This window comes from Streptacidiphilus sp. BW17, assembly GCF_041262485.1.
Classification (GTDB): Bacteria; Actinomycetota; Actinomycetes; order Streptomycetales; family Streptomycetaceae; genus Streptacidiphilus.
This window is the reverse complement of sequence record NZ_JBGCCR010000020.1, coordinates 108227-130634: the sequence shown is the minus strand read 5'-3', so window position 1 is coordinate 130634 and position 22408 is coordinate 108227. Positions and strand designations below refer to the sequence as shown.

Below are 22408 nucleotides of genomic sequence, written 5' to 3'. Positions count from 1 at the left end.
CCGGCAACCTCGTGCAGGTCCCGGTGCACATTCCGATCAACCTGTGCGGCAACTCGATCAACGTGATCGGTGCGCTGAACCCGGCCTTCGGCAACGCCTGCGTGAACAACAGCTGACCTGCTGATCACCACCGATCAGCCTGACCCGTAGGAGATTGATCGTGCGCAAGTTCAAGACCGCCGCTGCCGTGTCTCTCGCGACGGTGGGCCTGCTGACGGGCGCCGCCGGCGCCGCCGCTGCCGACGCCAACGCGAACGGCATCGCCGCCAACTCCCCCGGCTTCCTGTCCGGCAACCTCGTGCAGGTCCCGGTGCACATTCCGATCAACCTGTGCGGCAACTCGATCAACGTGATCGGTGCGCTGAACCCGGCCTTCGGCAACACGTGCGTGAACCAGCCCGGCTGCTGACCCTCACCCAGCAGACCGCTGCCGCCGTCCCCCTGCGCCGCGCGCGCGGGGGGACGGCGGTGTCCGTTCCAGCCCTGTTCGTGTGTTCGTGAACAACCTCGGAGAGTCCGATGCGTAAGACCGCCCGTACTGCGGCACTGACCACGATCCTGCTCGGCGCCGCGGGCATCGCGGCGGCGACCCCCGCTGCCGCCCTCACCACAGCGAGCGGCGCGCGCCCCTCCGCGGAGCTGCAGCCGACGTCCATCGGCCCGGCGGTGGCGGGCCTGACCGGCGCGGTCCCCTACATCGTCGCTCCGGCGAAGGACTTCCGCCTCGACCCGCTGGCCAACTCCTCCGCGGACCCGCTGAACAACGCCGTCGCCCTCCAGCCCGACTCCCCCGGCGCGGGCCCGGTCTCCACCAAGCCGGTCACCAGCGGCCTCAGCAACGGCGGCGGCCTGAGCAGCCTGCCGCTGGTCGGCGGAGCCGCGAATCTCCTCCCGGGCTGAGACGAAGCGCCTCTGCAAGCGATGACGTTGCACTGTTCAGGGGTGCGGGGAACTGCGCGACAAGCCACCCGAAGTGGTGACTCGCCGAACGAGCAGGGCCATCCGCACAGGGTGGTTACTCGCGCAGTTCCCCGCACCCCTGGTCACCCGAGTGCCTAGAAGCGCGCGCGGTTCAGCGTGCCCTGCGCGTCGGCGACGATGTCCTGGACCGGCTTGACGACGTTGGCGTCGGGCGTGCGCTGGTCCAGCGACAGCTGGCCGCCGGGCGCGCTGGAGAGGCTCGGCTCGGTGATCGCCGGCTGCAGGCGGGAGAGGTCGACCTGCGGCAACTGCGGCAGCGCACTCTGCTGCTCCGCCTGCGCAGCCTCCACGCGCGACGGCGCGTCCAGCGCGGACGGGATGGCGCGGCCCTGGTAGGTGACCGGGTGGCCCAGGCCCAGCGCGGCGCCCAGCGCCTTCGTCGGGGCGGCCGGCAACGCCAGGCTCGCGCCGCCGTCGTGGACCGTGCCGTCCAGGGACGGCATCGGCGCGACGGCGTCGAGGGACGGCGTCTGCGGCGCGGAGCTCAGCTGCGGAACCAGCGGGTCGGGGATCAGCTGGTTGTGGTTGCCGCTCATCGCCGGCGGCTGCAGGGGCAGAGCCGGGATCGTGCCCTCGACACCGCTGTCCGAGTGGTTGCCCGTCACATGCTGCACCAGCGGGCCCAGCGGGACGGCGAAGGGCACCTGCATGCGCGCGGCGGACTGCTCCAGCGCCTCCTGCTGCTGGGGCGTGAGCTGCGCCGCCGCCTGCGCGCCGGTGGCGTTCACCGCGGCCAGGACCGGCGCCGCGCACGCCGCGAGGGCGACCGCCGTACCGCGGAGGGACTTGTTCATCGTGACACTCATTCCTGTCCGAACACTCTTGCCCGGACGGGTTGCTGGACGGATTTCCGATGACCGACGGAAGCGGGCCCGGTTCGAGGCATGGGATGAGGTCGATTCAACAGCCGGGTGCGGCAAGGCCCGTGCGAAATCCACTCGTCCGGCCCATTACGCGGGTGCGCATTCGCTCCCGCGCGATCCCAGTTCCGCCTTTCGAGCTACCCCGGTCCTCACAGCGACGAGGAGGGATTCGCCCGTTCGGAGGCGCAACCACGGGCTTCAGGTTTCGTTGATTTGTGTGCCAGCTCAATGAATTGACAGGTGCTCAGAAAGGCGCGCAGCAATGCTCAAGAAGTCCCTTGCCGGTGTCGGTTTCGCCGCCGCTGCGATCGCGGCGTCCGTTACCCCCGCGATGGCCCTCGGCAACTCGGACGGCATGGCCAGCTCGGTGCAGGGCCCCGGTGGCACGAACGTCACCGGCACCTGGGGCGATGACAGCCCGAACTACCACTTCCTGGACAACCCGAACATCTGCCTGCCGGAGATCCACCACGTCCAGGTGGGCCTCATCCCGGTCCAGGCCGATGTCCCGATCGGGAACCAGCAGGAGCACCAGATCTGCAACATCGGACAGGCCACGCAGACCGACGGCGACGCCCCGCTGTCGCACCTGATCGGCTGAGCTGTCCCTCCGCGTTCCAGTTCCGCCCCGCAGTGACCGGTACTGACCCCGGTGCCGCGGCGCATCCCAACCCACCAGGAGCAATCCCGTGATCAAGAAGTCCCTGGCCGCCGCCGGCCTGGCCGCCGCCGCGCTCGCCGTCACCGCCGCCCCGTCCTTCGCCATCGGCGACAGCGACGGCATGGCGATGTCGACCCAGGGTGCCGGCGGCACCGACGTCACCGGTACCTGGGGCAACGGCAGCCCCGACTACCACGCGGCCGACAACGCCAACATCTGCCTGCCCGAGGTCCACCACGTCCAGGTCGGCCTCATCCCGGTCCAGGTCGACGTGCCGGTCCTCAACCAGCAGAGCCACCAGATCTGCAACGTGGGCCAGACCACCCAGACCACGGGTGACGCCCCGCTGAGCCACCTCATCGGCTGATCCAGCCGAACCGCACCACCGAGCTCCATCGAGTAGAGAAACGAGACTGACCCCATGCTGAAGAAGGCTCTCGCCTACACCGGCCTCGCGGCTGCCGCGCTGGCTGCCACGGCCACCCCCGCCTCCGCCATCGGTGACGCGGACGGCTCCGCCGTCTCCTCCCAGGGCGCCGGCGGCACCAACATCACCGGGACGTGGGGCAACGACAGCCCCAACTACCACTTCCTGGACAACCCGAACATCTGCCTGCCGGAGATCCACCACGTCCAGGTGGGCCTCATCCCGGTCCAGGCCGACGTGCCGGTTCTCAACCAGCAGGAGCACCAGATCTGCAACGTCGGCCAGCCGACGCAGACCGACGGCGACGCCGCCGCGTCGCACCTGATCGGCTGATCACCGCCGATCCTGTCCCTCCAGTTTCCACGGCTGCGGCCCCGGGAGTCCTTCCGACTCCCGGGGCCGCGGTCGTGCGGTCGTGCGGTGGTGACGAGGGCTCAGCTGTTGCGGAGGTGCTGGGCGGCCTCGACGGCCCAGTAGGTCAGGATCTGCTCCGCGCCCGCGCGGCGGATGGAGGTCAGCGTCTCCATGACCATGCGGTCCCGGTCGATCCAGCCGTTCGCGGCGGCGGCCTCGACCATCGCGTACTCGCCGGAGACCTGGTACGCAGCGACCGGCACCGGGCTGTGGTCCGCGATCTCGCGCAGCACGTCCAGGTAGGCCATCGCCGGCTTGACCATCACCAGGTCCGCGCCCTCGGCGACGTCCAACTCCAGCTCGCGCAGCGACTCGCGGGCGTTGGCCGGGTCCTGCTGGTAGCTCTTGCGGTCGCCCTTGAGCGACGAGCCGACCGCCTCGCGGAACGGGCCGAAGAACGCCGAGGCGTACTTGGCGGTGTAGGCGAGGATCGACACGTCCTGGTGTCCGGCCTCGTCCAACGCCTCGCGGATCACCGCGACCTGACCGTCCATCATCCCGGAGGGGCCGACCATGTGGACGCCCGCGTCGGCCTGCACCCGGGCCATCTCGGCGTAGCGGAGCAGGGTCGCGTCGTTGTCGACGCTGCCGTCCGCGGCGAGGACGCCGCAGTGGCCGTGGTCGGTGTACTCGTCCAGGCACAGGTCGGACATGATCACGACCTGGTCCCCGACCTCGGCGACGACGTCACGGATCGCCTGCTGCAGGATCCCGTCGGGGTTGGTGCCCTCGGAACCGACGGCGTCCTGCACCTCGGGCACGCCGAAGAGCATGATTCCGCCGATCCCGGCGGCGGCGGCCTCGACGGCGGCCTTCCGCAGGGTGTCCCGGGTGTGCTGGACGACTCCCGGCATCGAGGCGACCGGCACCGGCTCGCTGAGCCCCTCCCGCACGAACATCGGCAGGATCAGCTCCGCCGGGTGCAGGCGCGTCTCGGCGACGAGCCGACGGACGGCGGGGGTGGCACGCAGCCGCCGGGGGCGGATGTACGGACTCTCGATACCCATGTGCTGCGAACTCCTTTTGCAAGATGGTCAGTTGCAAACACCCAGGGCCGCGGGGCTCTGCTGATATGCGGCTCCGCCGAGTGGGCGCGAGAAACCACCCTGCGCGGATGGCCCTGCTCGTTCGGCCTGCCAGCTGCGTGGGTGGCTTGTCGCGCAGTTCCCCGCGCCCCTAATAGTGCAACTTACCGTGCCTTACGACGTGAACCCGGGCGTCGCTCGGAAGGGCGGTAGACCGGCTCGCCCGCCTCCATCGCGGCGTCGCGCCGCGCCGCGCCGAACTCGGCGAGCGCCTCCGCCAGCGCGTGAACCGACGGGGCGGGGGCCAGCACGTCCACGCGGAGGCCGTGCTCCTCCGCCGTCTTGGCGGTCGCGGGGCCGATGCAGGCGATCACGGTGACGTTGTGCGGCTTGCCCGCGATGCCGACCAGGTTCCGGACCGTCGAGGACGACGTGAAGATGACCGCGTCGAAGCCGCCGCCCTTGATCGCCTCGCGGGTCTCCGCCGGCGGGGGCGCAGCCCGGACCGTGCGGTAGGCGGTGACGTCGTCGACCTCCCAGCCCAGCTCGACCAGGCCCGCGACCAGCGTCTCCGTCGCGATGTCCGCGCGCGGCAGCAGCACCCGGTCGATCGGGTCGAAGACCGGGTCGTAGGGCGGCCAGTCGTCCAGCAGACCGGCGGCGCTCTGCTCGCCGCTGGGGACCAGGTCCGGCTTGACGCCGAAGTCGATCAACGCCTGGGCCGTGGTCTCGCCGACGGCGGCGACCTTGATGCCCGCGAAGGCACGGGCGTCCAGCCCGTACTCCTCGAACTTCTCGCGCACCGCCTTGACCGCGTTGACCGAGGTGAAGGCGATCCACTCGTAGCGGCCGGTGACCAGGCCCTTGATCGCGCGCTCCATCTGCTGCGGAGTGCGCGGCGGCTCGACGGCGATGGTCGGGACCTCGCTCGGCACCGCGCCGTAGGTCCGCAGCTGGTCGCTGAGCGCGCCCGCCTGGTCCTTGGTGCGCGGGACGAGGATGTTCCAGCCGAAGAGCGGCTTGGTCTCGAACCAGGACAGCGTGGCCCGGTGCTCGACCTGCTCGCCGATCACGACTATGACGTTGCTCGCGGGGTCGACCGGCGCGGAGACCGGCGAGGGCAGCACCCGGGCCGACTTGAGCTCGGCCGCGATCGTGCCCAGCGTGCCGCAGTAGGTGCGCTGACGGGTCGTGGTGCCCTCCAGCGTGACGGAGACCCGGGTGTCGGGCTTCCGGCCGTGGGCGACCAGGGTCTGCGCGGAGCTCGGGATCGAGCCCAGCAGGGTGCGCACGACCAGGGTCGACTCGCAGGAGCCGAGGTCGCCCCAGACCGCCTCCGGTAGCACGTGGCCGGCGTCGACGAAACGGACGTCCGCGCCCTGCATGCCCGCGCGCAGCGGGACACCCGCGTAGGCGGGCACGCCCACGGACTGGGCGACGCCGGGCACGACCTGGAACGGGACGTGCGCCTGGGCGCAGGCCAGCATCTCCTCGGCGGCGCGGCCGTCCAGGCCGGGGTCGCCGTCGACGGTGCGGACCACGTGCTTGCCGTTGCGCACCGCGCCGAAGAAGCGCGAGACGGACTCGCCGCCGTCGCTGCCCAGCACGCCGCCCTCGTCGAGGACGAAGGCGTCGGACGGGTCGGCGGCGTGGTGCACCTCGACGTGCTCTGGGCAGTAGGCGCGCACCGCGTCCGAGGTCATCGGGTCGGCCACCAGCACGTCGGCGGAGGTCAGCACCTCGACGGCACGCAGCGTCAGCAGGCCCGGGTCACCCGGGCCCGCGCCCAGGAAGGTCACCTGCCCGACGGGACGGCGCGGCGTGTCTGGACTCGTGGGGCTCACTTGGCTCGCTCCCCCATCAGACCGGCCGCACCGGCGGCGAGCATGCGCGCGGCGAGGCCGCGTCCAAGCTCGTCCGCGGCGTCATGGCCGGTGGCGGACATCTGCACGACGGTGGCACCGTCGACCGTGCCGACGAGGGCACGCAGTTCAATCTCGTCGGACTCGCCCCGGCAAGGCAGGGCAAGCGCGCCGACCGGCGCGGAGCAGCCCGCCTCCAGGGCGGCCAGCAGGGCGCGTTCGGCGGTGACGGCGGTGCGGGTGGGCGCGTCGTCGAGGCCGGACAGGGCGCGGGCCAGCTCGGTGTTGCCGGCGGCGCACTCGACGGCGAGCGCGCCCTGGCCGGGAGCCGGGAGCATCAGCTCGGCGTCGAGGATCTGGGTGGCCTCGCCGAGGCGGCCGAGGCGGTTGAGGCCGGCTGCCGCCAGCAGCACGCCGTCGAGCTCGCCGGAGCGGACGTAGCCGATCCGGGTGTCGACGTTGCCGCGGATCGCGACCGTCTCCACGGGCAGGCCCTGCGACCTGGCCCACGCGTTGAGTTGGGCGAGTCGACGGGGGGAGCCGGTGCCTATCCGGGCCGGGCGGGTGTGCGCGCCCTTCTCCAGCAGCTCCGTCAGCGTCAGCCCGTCGCGGGCGACCAGCGCGTCACGCGGGTCCTCGCGGAGCGGGACGGCGGCCAGCACCAAGCCCTCGGGGGCCGCGGTGGGGAGGTCCTTGAGCGAGTGGACGGCGAAGTCGATCGTCCCGGCCAGCAGCGCGTCGCGCAGCGCGGAGACGAAGACGCCGGTCCCGCCGATCTGCGCGAGCGCCTCGCGGGAGACGTCGCCGTAGGTGGTGATCTCCACCAGCTCGACCTGACGGCCGGTCAGTCGGCCGACGGCGTCGGCGATCATGCCGGACTGCGCCATCGCCAGAGCGCTGCGCCGGGTGCCGAGCCGGAGCGGAGGGAGCTCGGCCGCGGCACCTTCCGCGGGGGGTGTGGTCATGCTCGTCTGACCCGTCATGAGATCATCCTGGTGGTACTGACGGCCTCAACGGCCATGGGATCAAGGTCGAACAGCTCGCGCAGCGCCTCCGCGTAGGAGGCACCGCCGGGCTCGCCCGCGAGCTGCTTGACGCGGACGGTGGGCTGGTGCAGCAGCTTGTCCACCACACGGCGAACGGTCTGCTGGAGCTCGGCGCGGGTGCGCTCGTCCAGCCCGGGGAGGCGGCCGTCGAGCCGCTCCAGCTCGGCGTTGACCAACTCGCTGGCCATCGCCCGGAGCGCCACCACGGTCGGCGTGATCGCCGCGGCCCGCTGCGCGGTACCGAAGGCCTCGACCTCGTCGGTCACGATACGGCGGACCGCGTCCACGTCGAGCGCGCCGGAGCTGGTGTGCTGGGCCGCGGTGGCCAGCGACTCGATGTCGACCAGGTGGACGCCGGACAGCGCCTGGGCGGCGATGTCGACGTCGCGCGGCATGGCCAGGTCGAGCAGGGCGAGCGGCGGGGCGAAGGCACTGCGCTTCTCGGCGGCGGTCTCGACCATCTCGGCGGTCAGCACGATCCCGGCCGCCCCGGTACAGGAGATGACCAGGTCGGCCTCGGCCAGCGCGGCCCCGACCTCGCTGAACGGCACGGCCGTGCCGCCCAGTTGCGCGGCGAGGCGTTCGGCCTTGGCCAGGGTCCGGTTGGCGACGACCAGTTCGCCGGTGCCCTCGCGGACCAGGGTGGCCGCGGCCAGCGAGCTCATCGACCCGGCGCCGACGACCAGCGCCCGCTTGCCCTCGACCGGGCCGCAGACCTCGGCGATCTGCTGCAGGCCGAAGGTGACCAGGGTCTGGCCGGCCTTGTCGATCGCGGTCTCGCTGTGGGCGCGCTTGCCGACCCGCAGCGCCTGCTGGAACAGCTCGTTGAGCGAGCGCCCGGCGGTGTGCTGGTCCTGCGCGGTGTTCAGCGCGTCGCGCAGCTGGCCCAGGATCTGGCCCTCGCCGACGACCATCGAGTCCAGCCCGCAGGCCACCGAGAAGAGGTGGTGGACGGCCCGGTCCTCGTAGTGCACGTAGAGGTGCGGGGTCAGCTCCTCCAGTCCGACGCCGGAGTGATCGGCCAGCAGCGTGGAGAGGTTCTCGACACCGGCGTGGAACTTGTCCACGTCCGCGTAGAGCTCGATCCGGTTGCAGGTGTTGACCAGCGCGGCCTCGCCGACCGGCGCGGCCGCGGCCGCGGCGTGCAGCAGCCGGGAGGGCTGGTGGTCGGTCAGCGCGGCGCGCTCCAACAGCTGGACCGGTGCGCTGCGGTGGCTCAGGCCCACGACAAGCAGGCTCATCCGGCTGCCTCCTCGAACTTCTGCGGCGCCACGTCCGTGCGGTCCACGCGGCCGGCACGGCCGACATGTCCCGGCCGCGAGACTACTGCGGCGGACGAGGCGGAGGGTGCTTCTTCGGCCCCGTCCCGGGCGTCGCGCTCGTCACGTTCGTTGCGCTCGTCACGTTCGTTGCGCTCGTCACGCCGGCCACGCCCGAACGGGGCCGCGGCGTCGTCGTCGGGCAGGTCGTCGCCCGCCTTGCGCTGCTCGTGGAAGGCGAGGATCTGCAGCTCGATGGAGAGGTCGACCTTGCGCACGTCCACCCCGTCCGGCACGGACAGCACGGTGGGCGCGAAGTTGAGGATGCTGGTCACCCCGGCCGCGACCAGGCGGTCGCAGACCTGCTGCGCCGCGCCGGGTGGCGTGGTGATCACGCCGATGGAGACCCGCTCGGAGCGGATGATCTCCTCCAGCTCGTCGGTGTGCCGGACCGGCAGCCCCGCGACCAGCTGGCCGGTGAGCGCCGCATCGGCGTCGAGGAGCGCGGCGACGCGGAAGCCGCGGGAGGCGAAACCACCGTAGTTGGCGAGGGCGTGGCCGAGGTTTCCGATGCCGACGATGACCACGGGCCAGTCCTGGGTCAGGCCCAGCTCGCGGGAGATCTGGTAGACGAGGTACTCCACGTCGTAGCCGACGCCGCGGGTCCCGTAGGAGCCGAGGTAGGAGAAGTCCTTGCGCAGCTTCGCGGAGTTGACCCCGGCCGCTGCGGCGAGCTCCTCGGAGGAGACGGTCGGCACCGAGCGCTCGGACAGTGCGGTGAGCGCACGGAGGTACAGCGGCAGCCTGGCGACCGTCGCGTCGGGGATGCCCCGACCACGGCTGCGGCGGGCGCCGCCGCCGGCGGGGTTCGGGTTGTTCTGGGTGGTTCGGCCAGTTGCCACGGTGCTCCTGTTGGTGAAGCTGGGCTTCGACTGCGCCTGCCAGGCTATGCGTTTGTGAACGCGTGCACAAAGATGGTGTCCGATTTGTCCACCAGGAGTGATGCGCATCACGCCATTTCCCCCGTGACCACGGAAGGGACAGCGGGGACGCCGTACGGTACGGCGCACGGTACGCCGTACGCGGAGCGCCGACCGCCGACGGCGGCGCGAGTAGCCGTGCGGGTGCTGCTGCGAGCACTGCTGCGGAGGCCAGTCGACCCGGGTGCGAGGGAGCGATTCTGGGTGTGAAGCGGGGCGGCACGGTGGTGCAGCTTCGGCCACGCCGCGGCCTGTGCCGTGTCGACCAGCGCACGCATCGGCTCGGCGTTGCCGGTCGGGGTGGCGAGCAGCCTCCGGAGCAGTGCGGCCGTGGCGCGGGCGTCGCCCAACGCGGTGTGTGCGTCGAACTCCGGCAGCCCGAGCGCGCCGGCGCAGGCCTCGAGACCACGGCCGTGCTCGGCGAGCGCGTCACCGAGTGCGCGCTCGGCCAGCGCCATCGTGCAGAGCGTCGGCAGGTCCGGCAGCTGGACGCCGATCCGCGCGAACTCGCGTGCAAGGAAGCCGTGATCACACCGGACGTGGTGCCCGACGAGCACGCGGCCCCGCAGCAGATCCGCCAGATGCGGTGCGATCTCCCGGAAGACGGGCGCCCCGACGACCTCCTCCTGCACGATCCGGTGCACGGAGGTGGGCCCGACCGGCCCGCCCGGGTCTACGAGGGTGCTGAACTCCGCTTCGACGCGGAGCAGGGGGTAGCCGAGCAGGACCACGCCGATCTCGACGACCCGGTGACGCCACGGACTGCGCCCGCTCGCCTCGACGTCCACGACGGCGAGCCCCCGGGAAGTCGGCAACTGCGGCGACGGCACGTGGGGCTCCTTCTCGGTCCTGCCCCCCGCGGCACAAAACTCCTCGATGGTAAGCGCACCAACGGCATGCTTTTAGGCTTTACAACCCGACAAACCAGACAAATCTTCCATCCCGAGACCAAGTTGCAACCCGCACCCGACCGCGGACGGAGGACGGAGGACGGATCACAGAGGACGCAGGACGGAGGCCTACGCACCGAGCGCAGTGCGCAGTCGCTTCGGGTCGACCTTCCAGAAGTCGTGCTGGTTGCCGTCGATGAGCGTCACCGGAATCTGCTCCCAGTACTTCCGGAACAGCTCCTTGTCGTCGTTGATGCTCAACTTCTCCACCGCGAAGCCCAACTCCGCCGCCAGTGCGTCGATCACCGCCTCCGCGTCCTCGCAGAGATGGCAGTCGGGCTTGCCGATCAGCGTCACCACGTGGTCGGAAGGTTGCTTCGTGCTGCGTCGCGGGAGAAGAGGGGCCATGGGCACATTCTGGACCACACAGAGTTAACGGCGTCTCCACGCTGCGGATACGAGGTTCGGGCCTCCGTCTGGCTATGCTCGCCGCATGGCCAGGCAGCGGAACACCCAGGAGCGGAACGGCTCCACGCGACTCGCGGGCGAAGCGTCCGCGGACGCCGCCGCGAAGGACCAGGACCTGCACGAGCGGTACTCGGAGGAGACCGACGAGCCGTCGGTCGATCCCCACGCGGGCGCCTTCTTCGACTGCGACAACACGATCATGCAGGGCGCGGCCATCTTCTACCTGGGCCGAGGCCTCTACAAGCGCAAGTTCTTCAGCTCCCGCGAACTGGCCCGCTTCGCCTGGCAGCAGGCGTACTTCCGGCTGCACGGCGCGGAGAACGCCGGGCACATGGCCGATGCCAAGGAGAGCGCGCTCTCCATCGTCCAGGGCCACCGCGCCGCCGACCTCGAGGCGATCTGCGAGGACGTCTTCGACGAGTACATGGCCGAGAAGATCTGGCCCGGCACCCGCGCCCTGGTGCAGATGCACCTGGAGGCGGGCCAGCGGGTCTGGCTGGTGACGGCCGCACCGCAGGAGGCGGCGCGAGTGATCGCCGCCCGCCTCGGCATGACCGGCGCCCTCGGCACCGTCGCCGAGACGCTGGACGGCGTCTACACCGGTCGCCTCGTCGGCGAGCCGCTGCACGGGCCGGCCAAGGCGGCGGCGGTCAAGTCGCTCGCCGCGCGCGAGGGCCTGGAGCTGTCGCGCTGCGCCGCGTACAGCGACTCGGCCAACGACATCCCGATGCTCTCCCTGGTCGGCTACCCGTACGTGATCAACCCGGACGCCGAGTTGCGCCGCCACGCCCGCCGCAACGGCTGGCGGGTCCGTGACTTCCGCACCGGACGCAAGGCCGCCAAGGTCGGCATCCCGGCCGCGGCCGGGCTCGGCGCCGCAGCAGGCGGCACGGCGGCGGCCGTGGCCATCTACCGCAACCGGCAGCACTGACACGCCGGGCGCACTGACGCCGCGCGCGCTTTTCCGCCCCTCCCCGGGCTTCCCACGGGCCGTCACGGCCTGCTTCTCCCCGCATCGCGGGGCCTTCACCGAATGACCGCTTCTGATCAGTTGCTGCTCGCGCAGTTGCTCGGAGTTTCCGGCGTGCGCACCCGGGAACGCGCCGTCGAACACCCCGGAATGCAGTCAGCACACGGCTGCTGAGGGTCAACTCTGCCCAACGGCCCGCCAACTGACCGAGGCATAGTCGGTCACATTCTGCCACCGGGTGGCAACAGAAGTGACTGAAGCGGTGAATTTGGCAACTGGGTGTAGCTGTTGTTGCACGAAGCGTTATCCTCGTCCAGCGGTCCCCACCCCCTGCACGTCACAGTCCTGCCCTGGGAGTCCCGTGTACCCACACGTCCGGAACGACGACGGCCTGACCCTGCTGCGCAGTCTGCTCCATCAGGAACAGCTGCACCCGACGCCTGCGTACTCCCCTGCGTACGCGCTCGCGGGCAGCGGCGGAGCGGTCCCAGTCGCCGCGCCCGCGGCGCCCGTCGTCCTGCGCACCCGGACGACGTCGCCCCGTGGCCGCGGCGCGGCGGGAGGCAGCGGCGCCGGCACCGGCGGCGGTGCGGACCGTGCCACGACCAGCTGGGAGAGCCCGGCGGGCAATCCCATGATGGCGCTGGTCGAGCGCGCCCAGGACGGCGACGGCGAGGCCTTCGGGCAGCTCTACGACCACTACTCGGACACGGTCTACCGGTACATCTACTACCGGGTCGGCGGCCGGGCCACGGCCGAGGACCTCACCAGTGAGACCTTCCTGCGCGCACTGCGCCGGATCGGCACGTTCACCTGGCAGGGCCGGGACTTCGGCGCCTGGCTGGTCACCATCGCGAGGAACCTGGTCGCCGACCACTTCAAGTCCAGCCGGTTCCGGCTGGAGGTCACCACCGGCGAGATGCTCGACTCCAACCAGGTCGAGCCCAGCCCGGAGGACTCCGTGCTGGAGTCGCTCTCCAACGCGGCGCTGCTGGAGGCCGTCCGGCGACTCAACCCGCAGCAGCAGGAGTGCGTGACGCTCCGTTTCCTGCAGGGCCTCTCGGTGGCCGAGACCGCCCGGATCATGGGCAAGAACGAGGGTGCGATCAAGACCCTCCAGTACCGTGCTGTGCGCACTCTCGCTCGACTGCTGCCGAGCGACGCGCGCTGATCCGGGCAGGTCGCGTAACCACGCACTTCCCCACTCGTTGCGCAGGATGCAAGACCCGATCCGGGGGTCAGCTTCACTCGAACGGGTGGTCCGTGGCGGAATGGAGCAACCAACCGGCGGGCCGAGTAGTCGACAACGCCGAGAGGAGGTGCTGCCCATGACAGCCAACGTGCTGGAATTCCGCCGGGCGAGAGCCTTCGCCGACGCCGTGGACGCTCGCGAGGCCCGGTTCGACGAGGAAAACCCTGACGGCGATGGTCAGTACGATCATCTGCTCGCCACGGTGGCCTCGTTGGCCTCCGTCCCCGGGCCCAGCCTCGACCCCGAGGTGCGCCTGACCCAACGAGCCCTACTGGTAGCCGAGTTCGAACGCACCTTCGCCGATGGGGGCGGAGCCGCGGTCGTTCCCGAGCAGCGGAGTCGGCGTGGTTCGCACCGCGCCATGCGCACGCCCGCGGTGGCCTGGCCGTCCGCCCGCTGGGGTCGGCGTCTCGCCGTCGGCGGCCTGGCGTCCATGATGGCCCTGGGCACCCTGGGCGGCGTCGCGGTCGCCAGCTCCAAGGCCCTGCCGGGCGACGTGCTCTACGGCATGAAGCGCGGCCTGGAGGACTGGCGGCTCAACCTCGCGGGCTCCGACGCGCAACGCGGCAGGCTGCTGCTGGACGAGGCGTCCACCCGCATGACCGAGGCCCGGGCGCTGATGAGCCGCTCGGACGGACACAGCCTCAGCCCGCAGACCATCGAGGACGTCAACCGCGCCCTCACGGACATGAACGTCGAGGGCAAGCGCGGTCGCGACCTGCTCAACGCGATCTACCGGAACAGCCACTCGCTGGCCCCGCTCCGGCAGTTGGCCGGTTTCGCGGCGACGCAGAGCAAGGCTCTCAACACCATCGAGCCCCGGCTCCCGGGCCAGCTGGACCCGGTGGCCACGCAGGTGCGCAGCCTGCTCTCGGGGATAGACGCAGAGGTCACCCCGCTGCTGCCGCCCACGTCGGGCAGCGGTTCCGCCTCCAGCGGCCCCCGTGACAGCTCGACCTCCCCCTCTGCGAGCGGCAACACGTCCCAGTCGCAGCAGCAGCCTTCCGGCGGCACCACGTCGGGCACGGGCACGATGCAGGGCGCCACGGGCGGAGGCAGCGCGTCCGCGACCCCGAGCGGCGCGACGACCTCCGGCACGGGCACCCTCGTCGGCGGCCTCACCGGCGTCCTCGGCAACGGCGGCTCCGCCGCGTCGACCACGGCGACGCCGTCTCCGACGGGCAACGCGGGCGACGCCGGCACGTCGTCGAGCAGCGGCGGCGGCGCGGGCGGCAACGGTGGCCTGACGGTCCCTCCGCTGGTCCCTGGCCTCCTCCCGACGATCGGCATCGGCCTCTCCGGCGGGAGCTGAGCCCGTCAGACAGAGGGACGTCGCACTACCAAGGGGCGCGGGGAACTGCGCGAGCAACCACCGACATGCGGATGGCCCTGCTCGTTCGGCGACACACCACACGCGGTGGCTTGTCGCGCGGTTCCCCGCGCCCCTGGGGTAAGTGCAGCGTCCCTCTTGCCTTGTCTAGAAGAACACCGACCGCCGCTGCACCAGCATGCGGTAGAGCGTGTGCTGGATCGTCTCGCGTACCTGGTCCGTCAGGTTGAACATGAGCATCGGGTCGTCCGCCGCCTCCGGCGGGTACGCGTCCGTCGGGATGGGCTTGCCGAACTGGATGACCCACTTCGTCGGCAGCGGCACCGCGCCCAGCGGGCCGAGCCAGGGGAAGGTCGGCGTGATCGGCACGTACGGCAGGCCCAGAAGGCGCGCCAGCGTCTTCGCGTTGCCGATCATCGGATAGGTCTCCTCCGCGCCCACGATCGAGCACGGCACGATCGGCACTCCGGCCCGCAGCGCCGACGAGACGAAGCCGCCGCGCCCGAACCGCTGCAGCTTGTACCGGTCGGCGAAGGGCTTGCCGATGCCCTTGAAGCCCTCCGGCCAGACTCCGACGATCTCACCGTTCTCCAGCAGGCGTTGCGCGTCCTCGTTGCAGGCGAGGGTGTGCCCCGCCTTGCGGGCGATCTCGTTGACGCCGGGCAGGACGAAGACCAGGTCCGCGGCGAGCATCCGCAGATGCCGTCCGGCGTGGTCGTGGATCGCGATCTGGGTGATGATCGCGTCCAGCGGCAGCACGCCCGAGTGGTTGGCGACGACCAGCGCGCCGCCCTCCGTCGGGAGGTTCTCCGCGCCGCGCACCTCCAGGCGGAAGTACTTCTCCGCGAGCGGTCGCGCCAGCGACAACAGCACCTGCTCCGTCAGCTCCGCGTCGAAGCCGAACTCGTCGACCTCGTAGTCGCCGGTGAGCCGTCGCCGCAGAAAGCCCAGGCCGTTCGCCGCGCGCTGCTCCCAACCGTCGCCGAAGACCTTGCCGATCGCTCCGCCCAGCGGCCCGGCCAGCGCGCCGCCGACCGCCTGCGCGACCGACTCCGCGACCGCGTCGGCGAGCCCGCCGCCCGTCGAGCCCGCAAAGTCAGCCGCAGCCTCCGGATCCGGCTTCTCGACCGGCGGCTGCGCCGCGGGCGCGCCGCGTCGCTGGTGGATGGGGATGACCTTGGCCTCGCGCTCCTCGCGCCACGCCCGTTCCCTGGCCCGGCTCATCCCTCGCTCCTCGTGCTGGTGGACGGCAGCAACTCCGCCGCCCGGTCGGTCCAGTCGGCGATCCGCTCCGGCGCGAGCAGACCGGGCCGCTGCGCCTTGGCCAGGTCGGCCAGGGCCTGCTCGGTGGTGTAGGCCGGGGTGTAACCGAAGGTCTCACGCAGCATGGTGGTGTCGACGACCCGACCGTGCGTCAGCAACCGCAACTGCTCCGGCGAGAAGTCCAACAGCCGCGTCTGCCGGGCCAGTCCGGCCACCCAGCTGACGGCCTGCAGCAGCATCGGGACGGTCGGTTTGCCCAGCCTCCGCGCGACCTGGGAGAGCACCATCACGCCCTCCCCCGCGACGTTGAACGTGCCGCTGGTGGTCGTGCCGCGCCGCGGCTCCGACGCTGCCAGCCGCAACACCTCGACCGCGTCGTCCTCGTGGATGAACTGGAGCCGCGGGTCGAAGCCGAGCACCGTGGGCAGCACCGGCAGTCCGAAGTACTCGCTGAGCGGTGTGTCCGCGTCCGGGCCGATGATGTTGGCGAAGCGCAGCACGCTGACGGCGACGTCCGGACGCCGCCGTCCGAAGCCGCGGACGTAGCCCTCGACCTCGACCGCGTCCTTGGCGAAGCCGCCGGTGGGCAGCACCTTGGGCTGCATCAGCTCGTGGAAGACGGCCGGGTCGCGCGGCGCGGAGCCGTAGACGCTCGTGGTCGACTTCACCACCAGCCGTTTGACGCTCGGGGCCTTCTGCACCGCGGCGAGCAGCTGCATGGTGCCGATGACGTTGGTCTCCTTGACCACGCCACGGCTGGTCGAACCGAGCGTCGTGGTGCTGACGTTGAGATGCACCACGGTGGTGACGCCGTGCTCGGCCATCACCCGGGCCACCACCGGCCTGCGGATGTCCGCGCCGACGAAGGTGTAGGGGGCGTGGCCCTCCGGCTCCCCCTCCGGGGCCGGCTGCACGTCGACGCCGACGACGTGGTCGACACCGGGCTGGTCTCTGATCACCCGCGCGAACCGGCTCCCCAGATGCCGGCCGACCCCGGTGACGAGCACGACGTTCCCCACGACGACAGCCCTTCTCGATGCACTCGGTGCAGAGGTCGGCAGAAGACAAAAAGCCGCCCGCACCAGACACTAACGTCGGTGCGGGCGGCTGGACACCATCGGCAGTGCCGCGTGGTGTTACTTCTTGTTACGACGCTGAACGCGCGTGCGCTTGAGAAGCTTGCGGTGCTTCTTCTTGGCCATACGCTTGCGACGCTTCTTAATGACGGAACCCATTGACAACCTCACTCACTGGACACCCGCGAGTGCGGGCAACAGGGTCCAAACGACTGATGTAGGCCAACAGACTACCCAAGTCGGCGCGTGAAACGTAATCCGGCCCGGCGTGCGCGACGCCGGGCCGGATGGTTGTGCACTTGTGCCGCTACCTGTGCTGTTCTGTCGCGCCGTTCATGTGCTGTTCAGTCGTGCTACCCACCCGGCTACGCGGTCTCCCGTCCCACGTAGGAGTCGCGGAGGTAGTCGTGCACCGCTTGCTCGGGTACACGGAACGAGCGACCCACACGAATCGCGGGCAACTCACTGCTGTGCACCAGGCGGTACACGGTCATCTTCGACACTCGCATCACCGAGGCGACTTCCGCCACGGTGAGGAAGTTGACCTCGTTCAGAGGCCGCTCTCCAGACGCCATGACAACACCGAACCTTCTCCGTGTGACGGGCACCGGCTTCCCCTCCGGTGACTCCAGCCAGCACACGCGTATCCCCAGAGTAGTTGCGGGTGGTACGGGTGGGAAGAGGGAGAACCGGCCTCTCATTACTGAGACATACCGGCCAGTTGCAGTACGTAGGCAGTCAGCTGTCTGTAGCAGTCGGAGCGCAGGCCGTCGTCGAGCGGGATCGTCACGGCGACCAGTCCGGTCGCCTCCGCGACGAAGACGGCCGGGTCGTTGCTGTCGGCGAAGCCGACCGCACGGACCCCCAGCCGACCCGCGCCGCAGGCCCACCCGTGGTCGCCGAGCACCAGGTCAGGCAGGCTCTCGCCCTCCTCGGCCAGGGCCGCGAGGGCGATCCGCACCGGCTGCGGCGAGTGCGTGTGGACGGGGTCGCCCAGGGAGGGACGGCGGTCCTGCTCCTTGCTTGACGCGCTCTCTTCATACACCCTCAGCACGCCGACGTGCTCCCGGTAGTCAAGGGCGCAGCGGCGCGGGCCCTCGGCGAAGTGCATCGCAAAGCTCCGCCCGCACGCGGGCGTACGCAGGTCGCACCCGGCAGCGCGCAACGCCCGCCCGAACGCGGCGTACATCCCCGCCAGGTGGGGCGGATGCCCGGTCCCCAGCAGGACGCTGCCGCGCGCGTCGGCGGTCTCCCGGAGCACGACAGCGAGCCGGTCGAGCGCGTCGGCGGTCAGCTCGGGGTCGATGGTGTCCGGCCCGTGCAGGTACCCGGGGTCGGGATTGACCCCACAACGCCGCGCCATCAGCGCGAGCACCTCGTCCTTGCTCCAAGCTGTGTCCGGATCGAGCCCGAACAGCGCGTCGGCGTCCCCCCGCGCGAAGCGGGAGTAACTCCGCAGGTTGCTCTCGCGCAGGGTGCCGACATAGCCGGCGAGGCGGGTTTTGAGGAGATGCGCGACGAGGTCTTCTCTGGGGACAGTCACGGCAGCCTCTTTCGGACGTTGCTAAAGCAACAACCCGTGGTGGGGAAAAACCGCCTTGCGCGTAGCGATGATCGCCTGATCCACCCGGTCCGCCGGGTCGTACCCCGCGTCGAAGTCCTTCCACGTCGCGGCGAAACCGTCGCTCATCCGCTCCGGTGCGTGCGACCGCGTCAGGGTCCGGACCTCCTCGCGCCAGGAGGTTGGAGTCTCCGCCGCCGGGTCGATCGGCTGCCCGGCGGCGATCGCGACGAGGTGGGTCCAGGAGCGCGGGACCACGTCGACGACCGCGTACCCGCCGCCGCCCAGGGCGATCCAGCGGTCGTCCGCATGCGCGGACGCCAGCTCCGCCGCCGCGACCATCAGCGCGCGCTGCGCGTCCACGCTGACGGCGAGGTGGGCGAGCGGGTCCTCGATGTGCGTGTCCGCGCCGTGCTGGGTGACCAGCGCCTGCGGCCGGAAGGCCTCGACCAGCTGCGGCACGATCGCGTGGTACGCGCGGAGCCAGCCCGAGTCACCGGTCCCGGCGGGCAGCGCCACGTTGACCGCCGTACCGGCCGCGCCGCCGATCTCCTCCGGCCAGCCGGTCTGCGGGAAGAGCGTGCGCGGGTGCTCGTGGAGGGAGATGGTGAGGACGCGCGGGTCGTTCCAGAAGATCTTCTCGACGCCGTCCCCGTGGTGGACGTCGACGTCGACGTACACCACCCGTTCCGCACCGAGCTCCAGCAGGCGGGCGACGGCCAGAGCGGCGTCGTTGTAGATGCAGAAGCCCGACGCCTGGCCGGGCATCGCGTGGTGCAGGCCGCCCGCGAAGTTGACCGCGTGGCCGCCGTCGCGCCACACCGCCTCGGCCGCCGCGACCGACTGACCCGCGATCAGCGCGGAGGCCTCGTGGATGGCGGGAAAGGCGGGGTTGTCCTCGGTGCCGAGGCCACGCGCCGGGTTGGGGATGCCGGTCTCGGCGACCGCCTCGACGGCGGTGACGTAGCCGGGCTCGTGGACCAGGCTCAGCGTGGAGTCCCCCGCCGACGGCGCGGCGAGGACCTCGACGTCGGGCAGCCGGTCCAGCCCGAAGGCGCGGACCAGGTCCCAGGTCAGCCGCAGCCGGACCGGGTTCATCGGATGACCCGGTCCGAAGTCGTACCTGGTGAGGGCGTCGTCCCAGTAGAGCCGCGTAACGGTCATACCGTCACGGTATCGGCACCGGCCTCCGCCCCCGTCACGGCACCCGCACCGAAGGACCTGCTGACCAGGAAGACGGAGAGGATGAGCACCATCGGCACCAGCATCGCGATCCGGTAGCCCATGGCCCCCGCCAACCCGCCGACCAGCGGGGCGCCGACCAGGAAGCCGACGTAGTTGAAGATGTTGATCCGGGCCACGGCCGCGTCCGAGTCCTTCGGGAAGAGCCGCCCGCCCGCCGCGAAGACCTGCGGGACGATCACGCTGATGCCGAGTCCGACGACGGCGAACGCGGCGACGGCCACCCACGAGGTCGGCGAGAGCGAGACCAGCAGGAACCCGACCGCGCAGACCGCCGCACCGAGCCGGACGGTCCTGACGCTGCCCCAGCTCTGCACCCGGGCGTCGCCGAGCAGCCGACCGACCAGCATGACGACCATGTACGCGCTGTAGGGCACGGTGGTCATCTGCTCGGAGCTGTGCAGGCCCTCCTGGAGGTACTTGGCGGCCCAGTTGGAGACGGTCGCGTCACCGATGTAGGCGGCGCACATGGCCAGGCAGAGCGGCAGCAGCGGCTTCCACGGGATCGAGCGGGCGGCGGCGGCCGCGGCCTCCTCGACGGCGTGGCCGAGCTCCTGCGGGCCCGCGTACCAGCGGCCGACGATCAGCACGACCGCCGCGACCACGACGCCGACGGTCCCGAACATGGACAGCAGGCTGAGCTTGTAGTGGACCTGCGCCCAGGCCAGCGAGGCCCCGAGGATGCCGCCGAGGCTGTACGCGGCGTAGAAGGTCTGCATGACGCTGCGGCCGTAGCGGTGCTGCAGGGCCACCGCCGACATCGCCTGGCTGGCGTCCAGACCGCCGACCGCGAGCCCGAAGGCGGCCAGCGCGAGCGCGGCCTCCCAGAGCGTGTTGCCGAGTCCGACCCCGAGCAGGGTCAGGCAGACGATCGGCTGGACGACGCGCAGCACGGCCCGCGGTGAGGTCCGCTTGACCACGTACTCCAGGGAGATGGAACCGACCCCGGCCAGGATCGGCACCGCCGCGAGGAAGACCGGCAACAGGCCGTCGCTGATGCCGTACTGCTGCTGGATCCCGGGGATGCGGGTGACCAGCAGCGCGAAGACGGCGCCCTGGGCCGCGTAGCTGACCAGCAGGGAGGTGCGGGCCTGCCGAAGTCTCGGCGTGATCTCGGGTGTTGCTGTGGTCATCCGGGAACACCTCTGCTTGGTCCGCTGTGTCGATCCGCTGGGCTGTCGTACGTTGCTTGTCCGCTTCGGTCGTGCTCTGCCGTACTGCAACGGGTTACTACCGGCCGGTATCCGATCAGGTTGGCGTGAGCGTACGGACTCGCGGGCGGGAGCGGAACCCCCGTCCGAAAAGTGATCGCAAAAGGCAACCCGCGTCGGACCACGTCGTTCCCGTGCTGCCGAGCTCCGGTTCCCTACCGTGGGGCCATGGGAATGGGTACGCGTCTGCGGCTCCGCGCGTCCGGCGGGACCGATCCGGTCACGCAGGCGCTTGTCGCGCTCTTCGGGGCACCCCTGGTCGAGCCGATGCTGATCAGCGAGCGGCTGCTGCAACGGGTGCCGGTGCACCGGCTGCAGGAGACGCTGGACGGGCTGCGCGAGCGTCACGGCGAGCTGCGGAGCGTGCGACGGCGGCGTGACCTGCACCTGCTCGTCTTCGCCGGCGGCGGCTCGGAGCTGGTCTGGGCCCGCCTGGACGAGCATGGCCGGCTGGTCTCCTTCGTCACCGGCCCCGGCGCGCTGACGGCCCGCCACGCCGCCACCACGGTCCCCGCGCCGAGCCGCCCGGCGGAGGAGACCGTCCCGGTCGCGGTCGAGGCGCCGGTGCCGGTCGCGGTTGAGGCGCCGGTCGAGGTGCCGGTGCCGGTTCTGACGGTGACGCCGGTGGCGAAGTCGGCGGCTGCGGTGTCCCTGCAACGCACTGTGCTCGCCTACTCCGGCGCCACCGCGGCAGAACTGACGTTCCCTTGGATCACCGGGTCCGGGACGGGCTGGCTGCTGATCCTGGCGCAGACCCCCGCATTCGCCTGGTACGTGCTGCGGACCGCGCCCACCCACGCCCTGCCGCCGTGGTTTCGGCTGCTTGCACCGGCGCCAATCGTGATCACCCTGCTGGCGCTCGCCCGGGTCCTCGGCCTCGGCCTGCCGTGGGGGCTGCCGGGGCTGCCGGAGATCGGCCTCTGCGTGGGCGTGGTCGGCCTGACGGCCTGGACCCGGCAGCGGGCCCGCCCGGTCCCGGGCGCGCCGACGGCCCATCCGCTGCTGCTCCGGTCGCCGCTGCGCGACGGCACCTTCGTCTGCACCGAGGCGGGCGGCCCGGCGACCAACCGCCACGCGGAGGCTTCACTCCAGCCGGGCGGCGACCGCGCCCTCCGCTACGCCGCGGACCTGGTCCAACTCGGCGACGGCCCGCAGTGGCGCAGCCGTCGCGCGCTCGGACTCGCGCCCGCGTCCAACGAGCGGTACGCGATCTTCGGGCACCCGGTGCAGTGCCCCGTCGACGGCGTCGTCCTGGCCGCCGTCGACGGCCTGCCCGACCACGCCCCGCAGGTGTCGTCCGCCAACCACCCGGACGGCAACCACGTCCGCATCGGCACCGACCGCGGCGTGATCGTCCTCAGCGGCCTTCGCGAGGGCAGCGTGCAGCCGCGTCGCGGCCAGCACGTTGCGGCGGGGACGCCGCTGGGCTCGGTCGGCAACAGCGCTGAAGCGCTGGAACCGAGCCTGCGCGTCCGCGCGGAGAACAGCGTGGGGCTGGCCCTGCCCTTCCGCATCGAGGAGTCACCCGGAACCCCCTGCCGGGGGCGCAGGTTCACGATCGAGGACTGAGCAGAACCGTAGGCAAAGGGCGCGCTTGCACTATCCAGGGGCGCGGGGAACTGCGCGA

The 22408-nt window shown here is 71.3% G+C and carries 25 protein-coding genes; 10 read left to right on the top strand and 15 right to left on the bottom strand.

Going from position 1 to position 22408, the window contains the following annotated elements:
• The 3 genes from ABH940_RS23770 to ABH940_RS23760 form a co-directional block, all read left to right on the top strand.
• A partial coding sequence (locus tag ABH940_RS23770) for a chaplin (protein ID WP_370106124.1) occupies window positions 1–116 on the top strand: 116 nt, incomplete at its 5' end.
• A 44-nt stretch (window positions 117–160) separates the two neighbouring features.
• Window positions 161–409, top strand: coding sequence for a chaplin (locus tag ABH940_RS23765; protein WP_370067505.1), 249 nt, complete (start codon window positions 161–163; stop codon window positions 407–409).
• Window positions 410–519: 110 nt separating this feature from the next.
• On the top strand, window positions 520–900 hold the full coding sequence (locus tag ABH940_RS23760) for a hypothetical protein (RefSeq protein WP_370106119.1): 381 nt from the start codon (window positions 520–522) through the stop codon (window positions 898–900).
• Window positions 901–1055: 155 nt separating this feature from the next.
• Here the strand turns inward: ABH940_RS23760 and ABH940_RS23755 are convergent, their stop codons facing one another.
• Window positions 1056–1775 carry a hypothetical protein gene (locus tag ABH940_RS23755; protein ID WP_370067501.1) on the bottom strand — a complete coding sequence of 240 codons (720 nt, stop codon included), beginning with the start codon at window positions 1773–1775 and terminating at the stop codon, window positions 1056–1058.
• Window positions 1776–2106: 331 nt separating this feature from the next.
• Between ABH940_RS23755 and ABH940_RS23750 the strand changes: the two genes are divergently transcribed.
• The 3 genes from ABH940_RS23750 to ABH940_RS23740 all read left to right on the top strand — a co-directional run bounded on the left by ABH940_RS23750 (window position 2107) and on the right by ABH940_RS23740 (window position 3265).
• Window positions 2107–2445, top strand: a complete 339-nt coding sequence (locus ABH940_RS23750) for a rodlet layer protein (protein WP_370067499.1) — start codon at window positions 2107–2109, stop codon at window positions 2443–2445.
• Between the two features lie 88 nt (window positions 2446–2533).
• Entirely contained in the window at window positions 2534–2872 is a 339-nt protein-coding gene (locus ABH940_RS23745; protein WP_370067497.1) for a rodlet layer protein, read from the top strand.
• A gap of 54 nt (window positions 2873–2926) precedes the next feature.
• Window positions 2927–3265, top strand: coding sequence for a rodlet layer protein (locus ABH940_RS23740; protein ID WP_370067495.1), 339 nt, complete (start codon window positions 2927–2929; stop codon window positions 3263–3265).
• Window positions 3266–3366: 101 nt separating this feature from the next.
• Here the strand turns inward: ABH940_RS23740 and hemB are convergent, their stop codons facing one another.
• The 7 genes from hemB to ABH940_RS23705 all read right to left on the bottom strand — a co-directional run bounded on the left by hemB (window position 3367) and on the right by ABH940_RS23705 (window position 10816).
• Window positions 3367–4353 (bottom strand): porphobilinogen synthase, encoded by a 987-nt coding sequence (gene hemB, locus ABH940_RS23735; RefSeq protein ID WP_370067493.1) that lies wholly within the window; start codon window positions 4351–4353, stop codon window positions 3367–3369.
• A 182-nt stretch (window positions 4354–4535) separates the two neighbouring features.
• Window positions 4536–6215 (bottom strand): uroporphyrinogen-III synthase, encoded by a 1680-nt coding sequence (locus tag ABH940_RS23730; RefSeq protein ID WP_370067491.1) that lies wholly within the window; start codon window positions 6213–6215, stop codon window positions 4536–4538.
• Window positions 6212–7198 (bottom strand): hydroxymethylbilane synthase, encoded by a 987-nt coding sequence (hemC, locus tag ABH940_RS23725; RefSeq protein ID WP_370106118.1) that lies wholly within the window; start codon window positions 7196–7198, stop codon window positions 6212–6214. The genes ABH940_RS23730 and hemC overlap by 4 nt, the downstream gene beginning before the upstream one ends.
• Before the next feature lie 14 nt (window positions 7199–7212).
• Window positions 7213–8520, bottom strand: coding sequence for a glutamyl-tRNA reductase (locus ABH940_RS23720; protein ID WP_370067487.1), 1308 nt, complete (start codon window positions 8518–8520; stop codon window positions 7213–7215).
• Window positions 8517–9440: a redox-sensing transcriptional repressor Rex gene (locus ABH940_RS23715; RefSeq protein WP_370106117.1), complete on the bottom strand. Its 924-nt coding sequence runs from the start codon at window positions 9438–9440 to the stop codon at window positions 8517–8519. Before ABH940_RS23715 ends, ABH940_RS23720 begins: the two co-directional genes overlap by 4 nt.
• A 107-nt stretch (window positions 9441–9547) precedes the next feature.
• Entirely contained in the window at window positions 9548–10348 is an 801-nt protein-coding gene (locus ABH940_RS23710) for a PolC-type DNA polymerase III (protein WP_370106116.1), read from the bottom strand.
• A 189-nt stretch (window positions 10349–10537) separates the two neighbouring features.
• The gene (locus tag ABH940_RS23705) at window positions 10538–10816 is read right to left on the bottom strand and encodes a glutaredoxin family protein (RefSeq protein ID WP_370067481.1); all 279 of its coding nucleotides are present in this window, start codon (window positions 10814–10816) and stop codon (window positions 10538–10540) included.
• Window positions 10817–10901: 85 nt separating this feature from the next.
• Between ABH940_RS23705 and ABH940_RS23700 the strand changes: the two genes are divergently transcribed.
• From ABH940_RS23700 to ABH940_RS23690, 3 genes are all read left to right on the top strand, one after another.
• Window positions 10902–11807: an HAD family hydrolase gene (locus ABH940_RS23700; protein ID WP_370067479.1), complete on the top strand. Its 906-nt coding sequence runs from the start codon at window positions 10902–10904 to the stop codon at window positions 11805–11807.
• Window positions 11808–12207: 400 nt separating this feature from the next.
• Window positions 12208–13017: an ECF subfamily RNA polymerase sigma factor, BldN family gene (locus ABH940_RS23695; RefSeq protein WP_370067477.1), complete on the top strand. Its 810-nt coding sequence runs from the start codon at window positions 12208–12210 to the stop codon at window positions 13015–13017.
• Between the two features lie 157 nt (window positions 13018–13174).
• Window positions 13175–14410: a DUF5667 domain-containing protein gene (locus ABH940_RS23690; protein WP_370106115.1), complete on the top strand. Its 1236-nt coding sequence runs from the start codon at window positions 13175–13177 to the stop codon at window positions 14408–14410.
• A 165-nt stretch (window positions 14411–14575) separates the two neighbouring features.
• Here ABH940_RS23690 and ABH940_RS23685 read toward each other — a convergent pair whose 3' ends face one another.
• The 7 genes from ABH940_RS23685 to ABH940_RS23655 form a co-directional block, all read right to left on the bottom strand.
• Window positions 14576–15652 (bottom strand): lysophospholipid acyltransferase family protein, encoded by a 1077-nt coding sequence (locus tag ABH940_RS23685; protein WP_370067473.1) that lies wholly within the window; start codon window positions 15650–15652, stop codon window positions 14576–14578.
• Window positions 15649–16710: an NAD-dependent epimerase/dehydratase family protein gene (locus ABH940_RS23680; protein WP_370067471.1), complete on the bottom strand. Its 1062-nt coding sequence runs from the start codon at window positions 16708–16710 to the stop codon at window positions 15649–15651. Before ABH940_RS23680 ends, ABH940_RS23685 begins: the two co-directional genes overlap by 4 nt.
• Before the next feature lie 117 nt (window positions 16711–16827).
• On the bottom strand, window positions 16828–16926 hold the full coding sequence (locus ABH940_RS23675) for a 30S ribosomal protein bS22 (RefSeq protein ID WP_003948845.1): 99 nt from the start codon (window positions 16924–16926) through the stop codon (window positions 16828–16830).
• 206 nt (window positions 16927–17132) lie between these two features.
• Window positions 17133–17342 (bottom strand): helix-turn-helix domain-containing protein, encoded by a 210-nt coding sequence (locus ABH940_RS23670; RefSeq protein ID WP_037602249.1) that lies wholly within the window; start codon window positions 17340–17342, stop codon window positions 17133–17135.
• A gap of 125 nt (window positions 17343–17467) precedes the next feature.
• Window positions 17468–18310 (bottom strand): phosphatase, encoded by an 843-nt coding sequence (locus ABH940_RS23665; RefSeq protein WP_370106114.1) that lies wholly within the window; start codon window positions 18308–18310, stop codon window positions 17468–17470.
• Between the two features lie 21 nt (window positions 18311–18331).
• Window positions 18332–19492, bottom strand: a complete 1161-nt coding sequence (locus ABH940_RS23660) for an acetoin utilization protein AcuC (RefSeq protein ID WP_370067465.1) — start codon at window positions 19490–19492, stop codon at window positions 18332–18334.
• Entirely contained in the window at window positions 19489–20703 is a 1215-nt protein-coding gene (locus ABH940_RS23655) for an MFS transporter (RefSeq protein ID WP_370106113.1), read from the bottom strand. Before ABH940_RS23655 ends, ABH940_RS23660 begins: the two co-directional genes overlap by 4 nt.
• 246 nt (window positions 20704–20949) lie before the next feature.
• Between ABH940_RS23655 and ABH940_RS23650 the strand changes: the two genes are divergently transcribed.
• On the top strand, window positions 20950–22350 hold the full coding sequence (locus ABH940_RS23650; RefSeq protein WP_370106112.1) for a hypothetical protein: 1401 nt from the start codon (window positions 20950–20952) through the stop codon (window positions 22348–22350).
• Window positions 22351–22408: the final 58 nt, after the last annotated feature.

Coding starts and splice junctions, on each gene's coding strand:
- ABH940_RS23690 (WP_370106115.1), top strand. CDS start 13,175: ATGACAGCCAACGTGCTGGAATTCCGCCGGGCGAGAGCCTTCGCCGAC.
- ABH940_RS23700 (WP_370067479.1), top strand. CDS start 10,902: ATGGCCAGGCAGCGGAACACCCAGGAGCGGAACGGCTCCACGCGACTC.
- ABH940_RS23740 (WP_370067495.1), top strand. CDS start 2,927: ATGCTGAAGAAGGCTCTCGCCTACACCGGCCTCGCGGCTGCCGCGCTG.
- ABH940_RS23650 (WP_370106112.1), top strand. CDS start 20,950: ATGGGAATGGGTACGCGTCTGCGGCTCCGCGCGTCCGGCGGGACCGAT.
- hemC (WP_370106118.1), bottom strand. CDS start 7,198: ATGACCACACCCCCCGCGGAAGGTGCCGCGGCCGAGCTCCCTCCGCTC.
- ABH940_RS23705 (WP_370067481.1), bottom strand. CDS start 10,816: ATGGCCCCTCTTCTCCCGCGACGCAGCACGAAGCAACCTTCCGACCAC.
- ABH940_RS23720 (WP_370067487.1), bottom strand. CDS start 8,520: ATGAGCCTGCTTGTCGTGGGCCTGAGCCACCGCAGCGCACCGGTCCAG.
- ABH940_RS23750 (WP_370067499.1), top strand. CDS start 2,107: ATGCTCAAGAAGTCCCTTGCCGGTGTCGGTTTCGCCGCCGCTGCGATC.
- ABH940_RS23660 (WP_370067465.1), bottom strand. CDS start 19,492: ATGACCGTTACGCGGCTCTACTGGGACGACGCCCTCACCAGGTACGAC.
- ABH940_RS23670 (WP_037602249.1), bottom strand. CDS start 17,342: ATGGCGTCTGGAGAGCGGCCTCTGAACGAGGTCAACTTCCTCACCGTG.
- hemB (WP_370067493.1), bottom strand. CDS start 4,353: ATGGGTATCGAGAGTCCGTACATCCGCCCCCGGCGGCTGCGTGCCACC.
- ABH940_RS23675 (WP_003948845.1), bottom strand. CDS start 16,926: ATGGGTTCCGTCATTAAGAAGCGTCGCAAGCGTATGGCCAAGAAGAAG.
- ABH940_RS23760 (WP_370106119.1), top strand. CDS start 520: ATGCGTAAGACCGCCCGTACTGCGGCACTGACCACGATCCTGCTCGGC.
- ABH940_RS23755 (WP_370067501.1), bottom strand. CDS start 1,775: ATGAACAAGTCCCTCCGCGGTACGGCGGTCGCCCTCGCGGCGTGCGCG.
- ABH940_RS23655 (WP_370106113.1), bottom strand. CDS start 20,703: ATGACCACAGCAACACCCGAGATCACGCCGAGACTTCGGCAGGCCCGC.
- ABH940_RS23685 (WP_370067473.1), bottom strand. CDS start 15,652: ATGAGCCGGGCCAGGGAACGGGCGTGGCGCGAGGAGCGCGAGGCCAAG.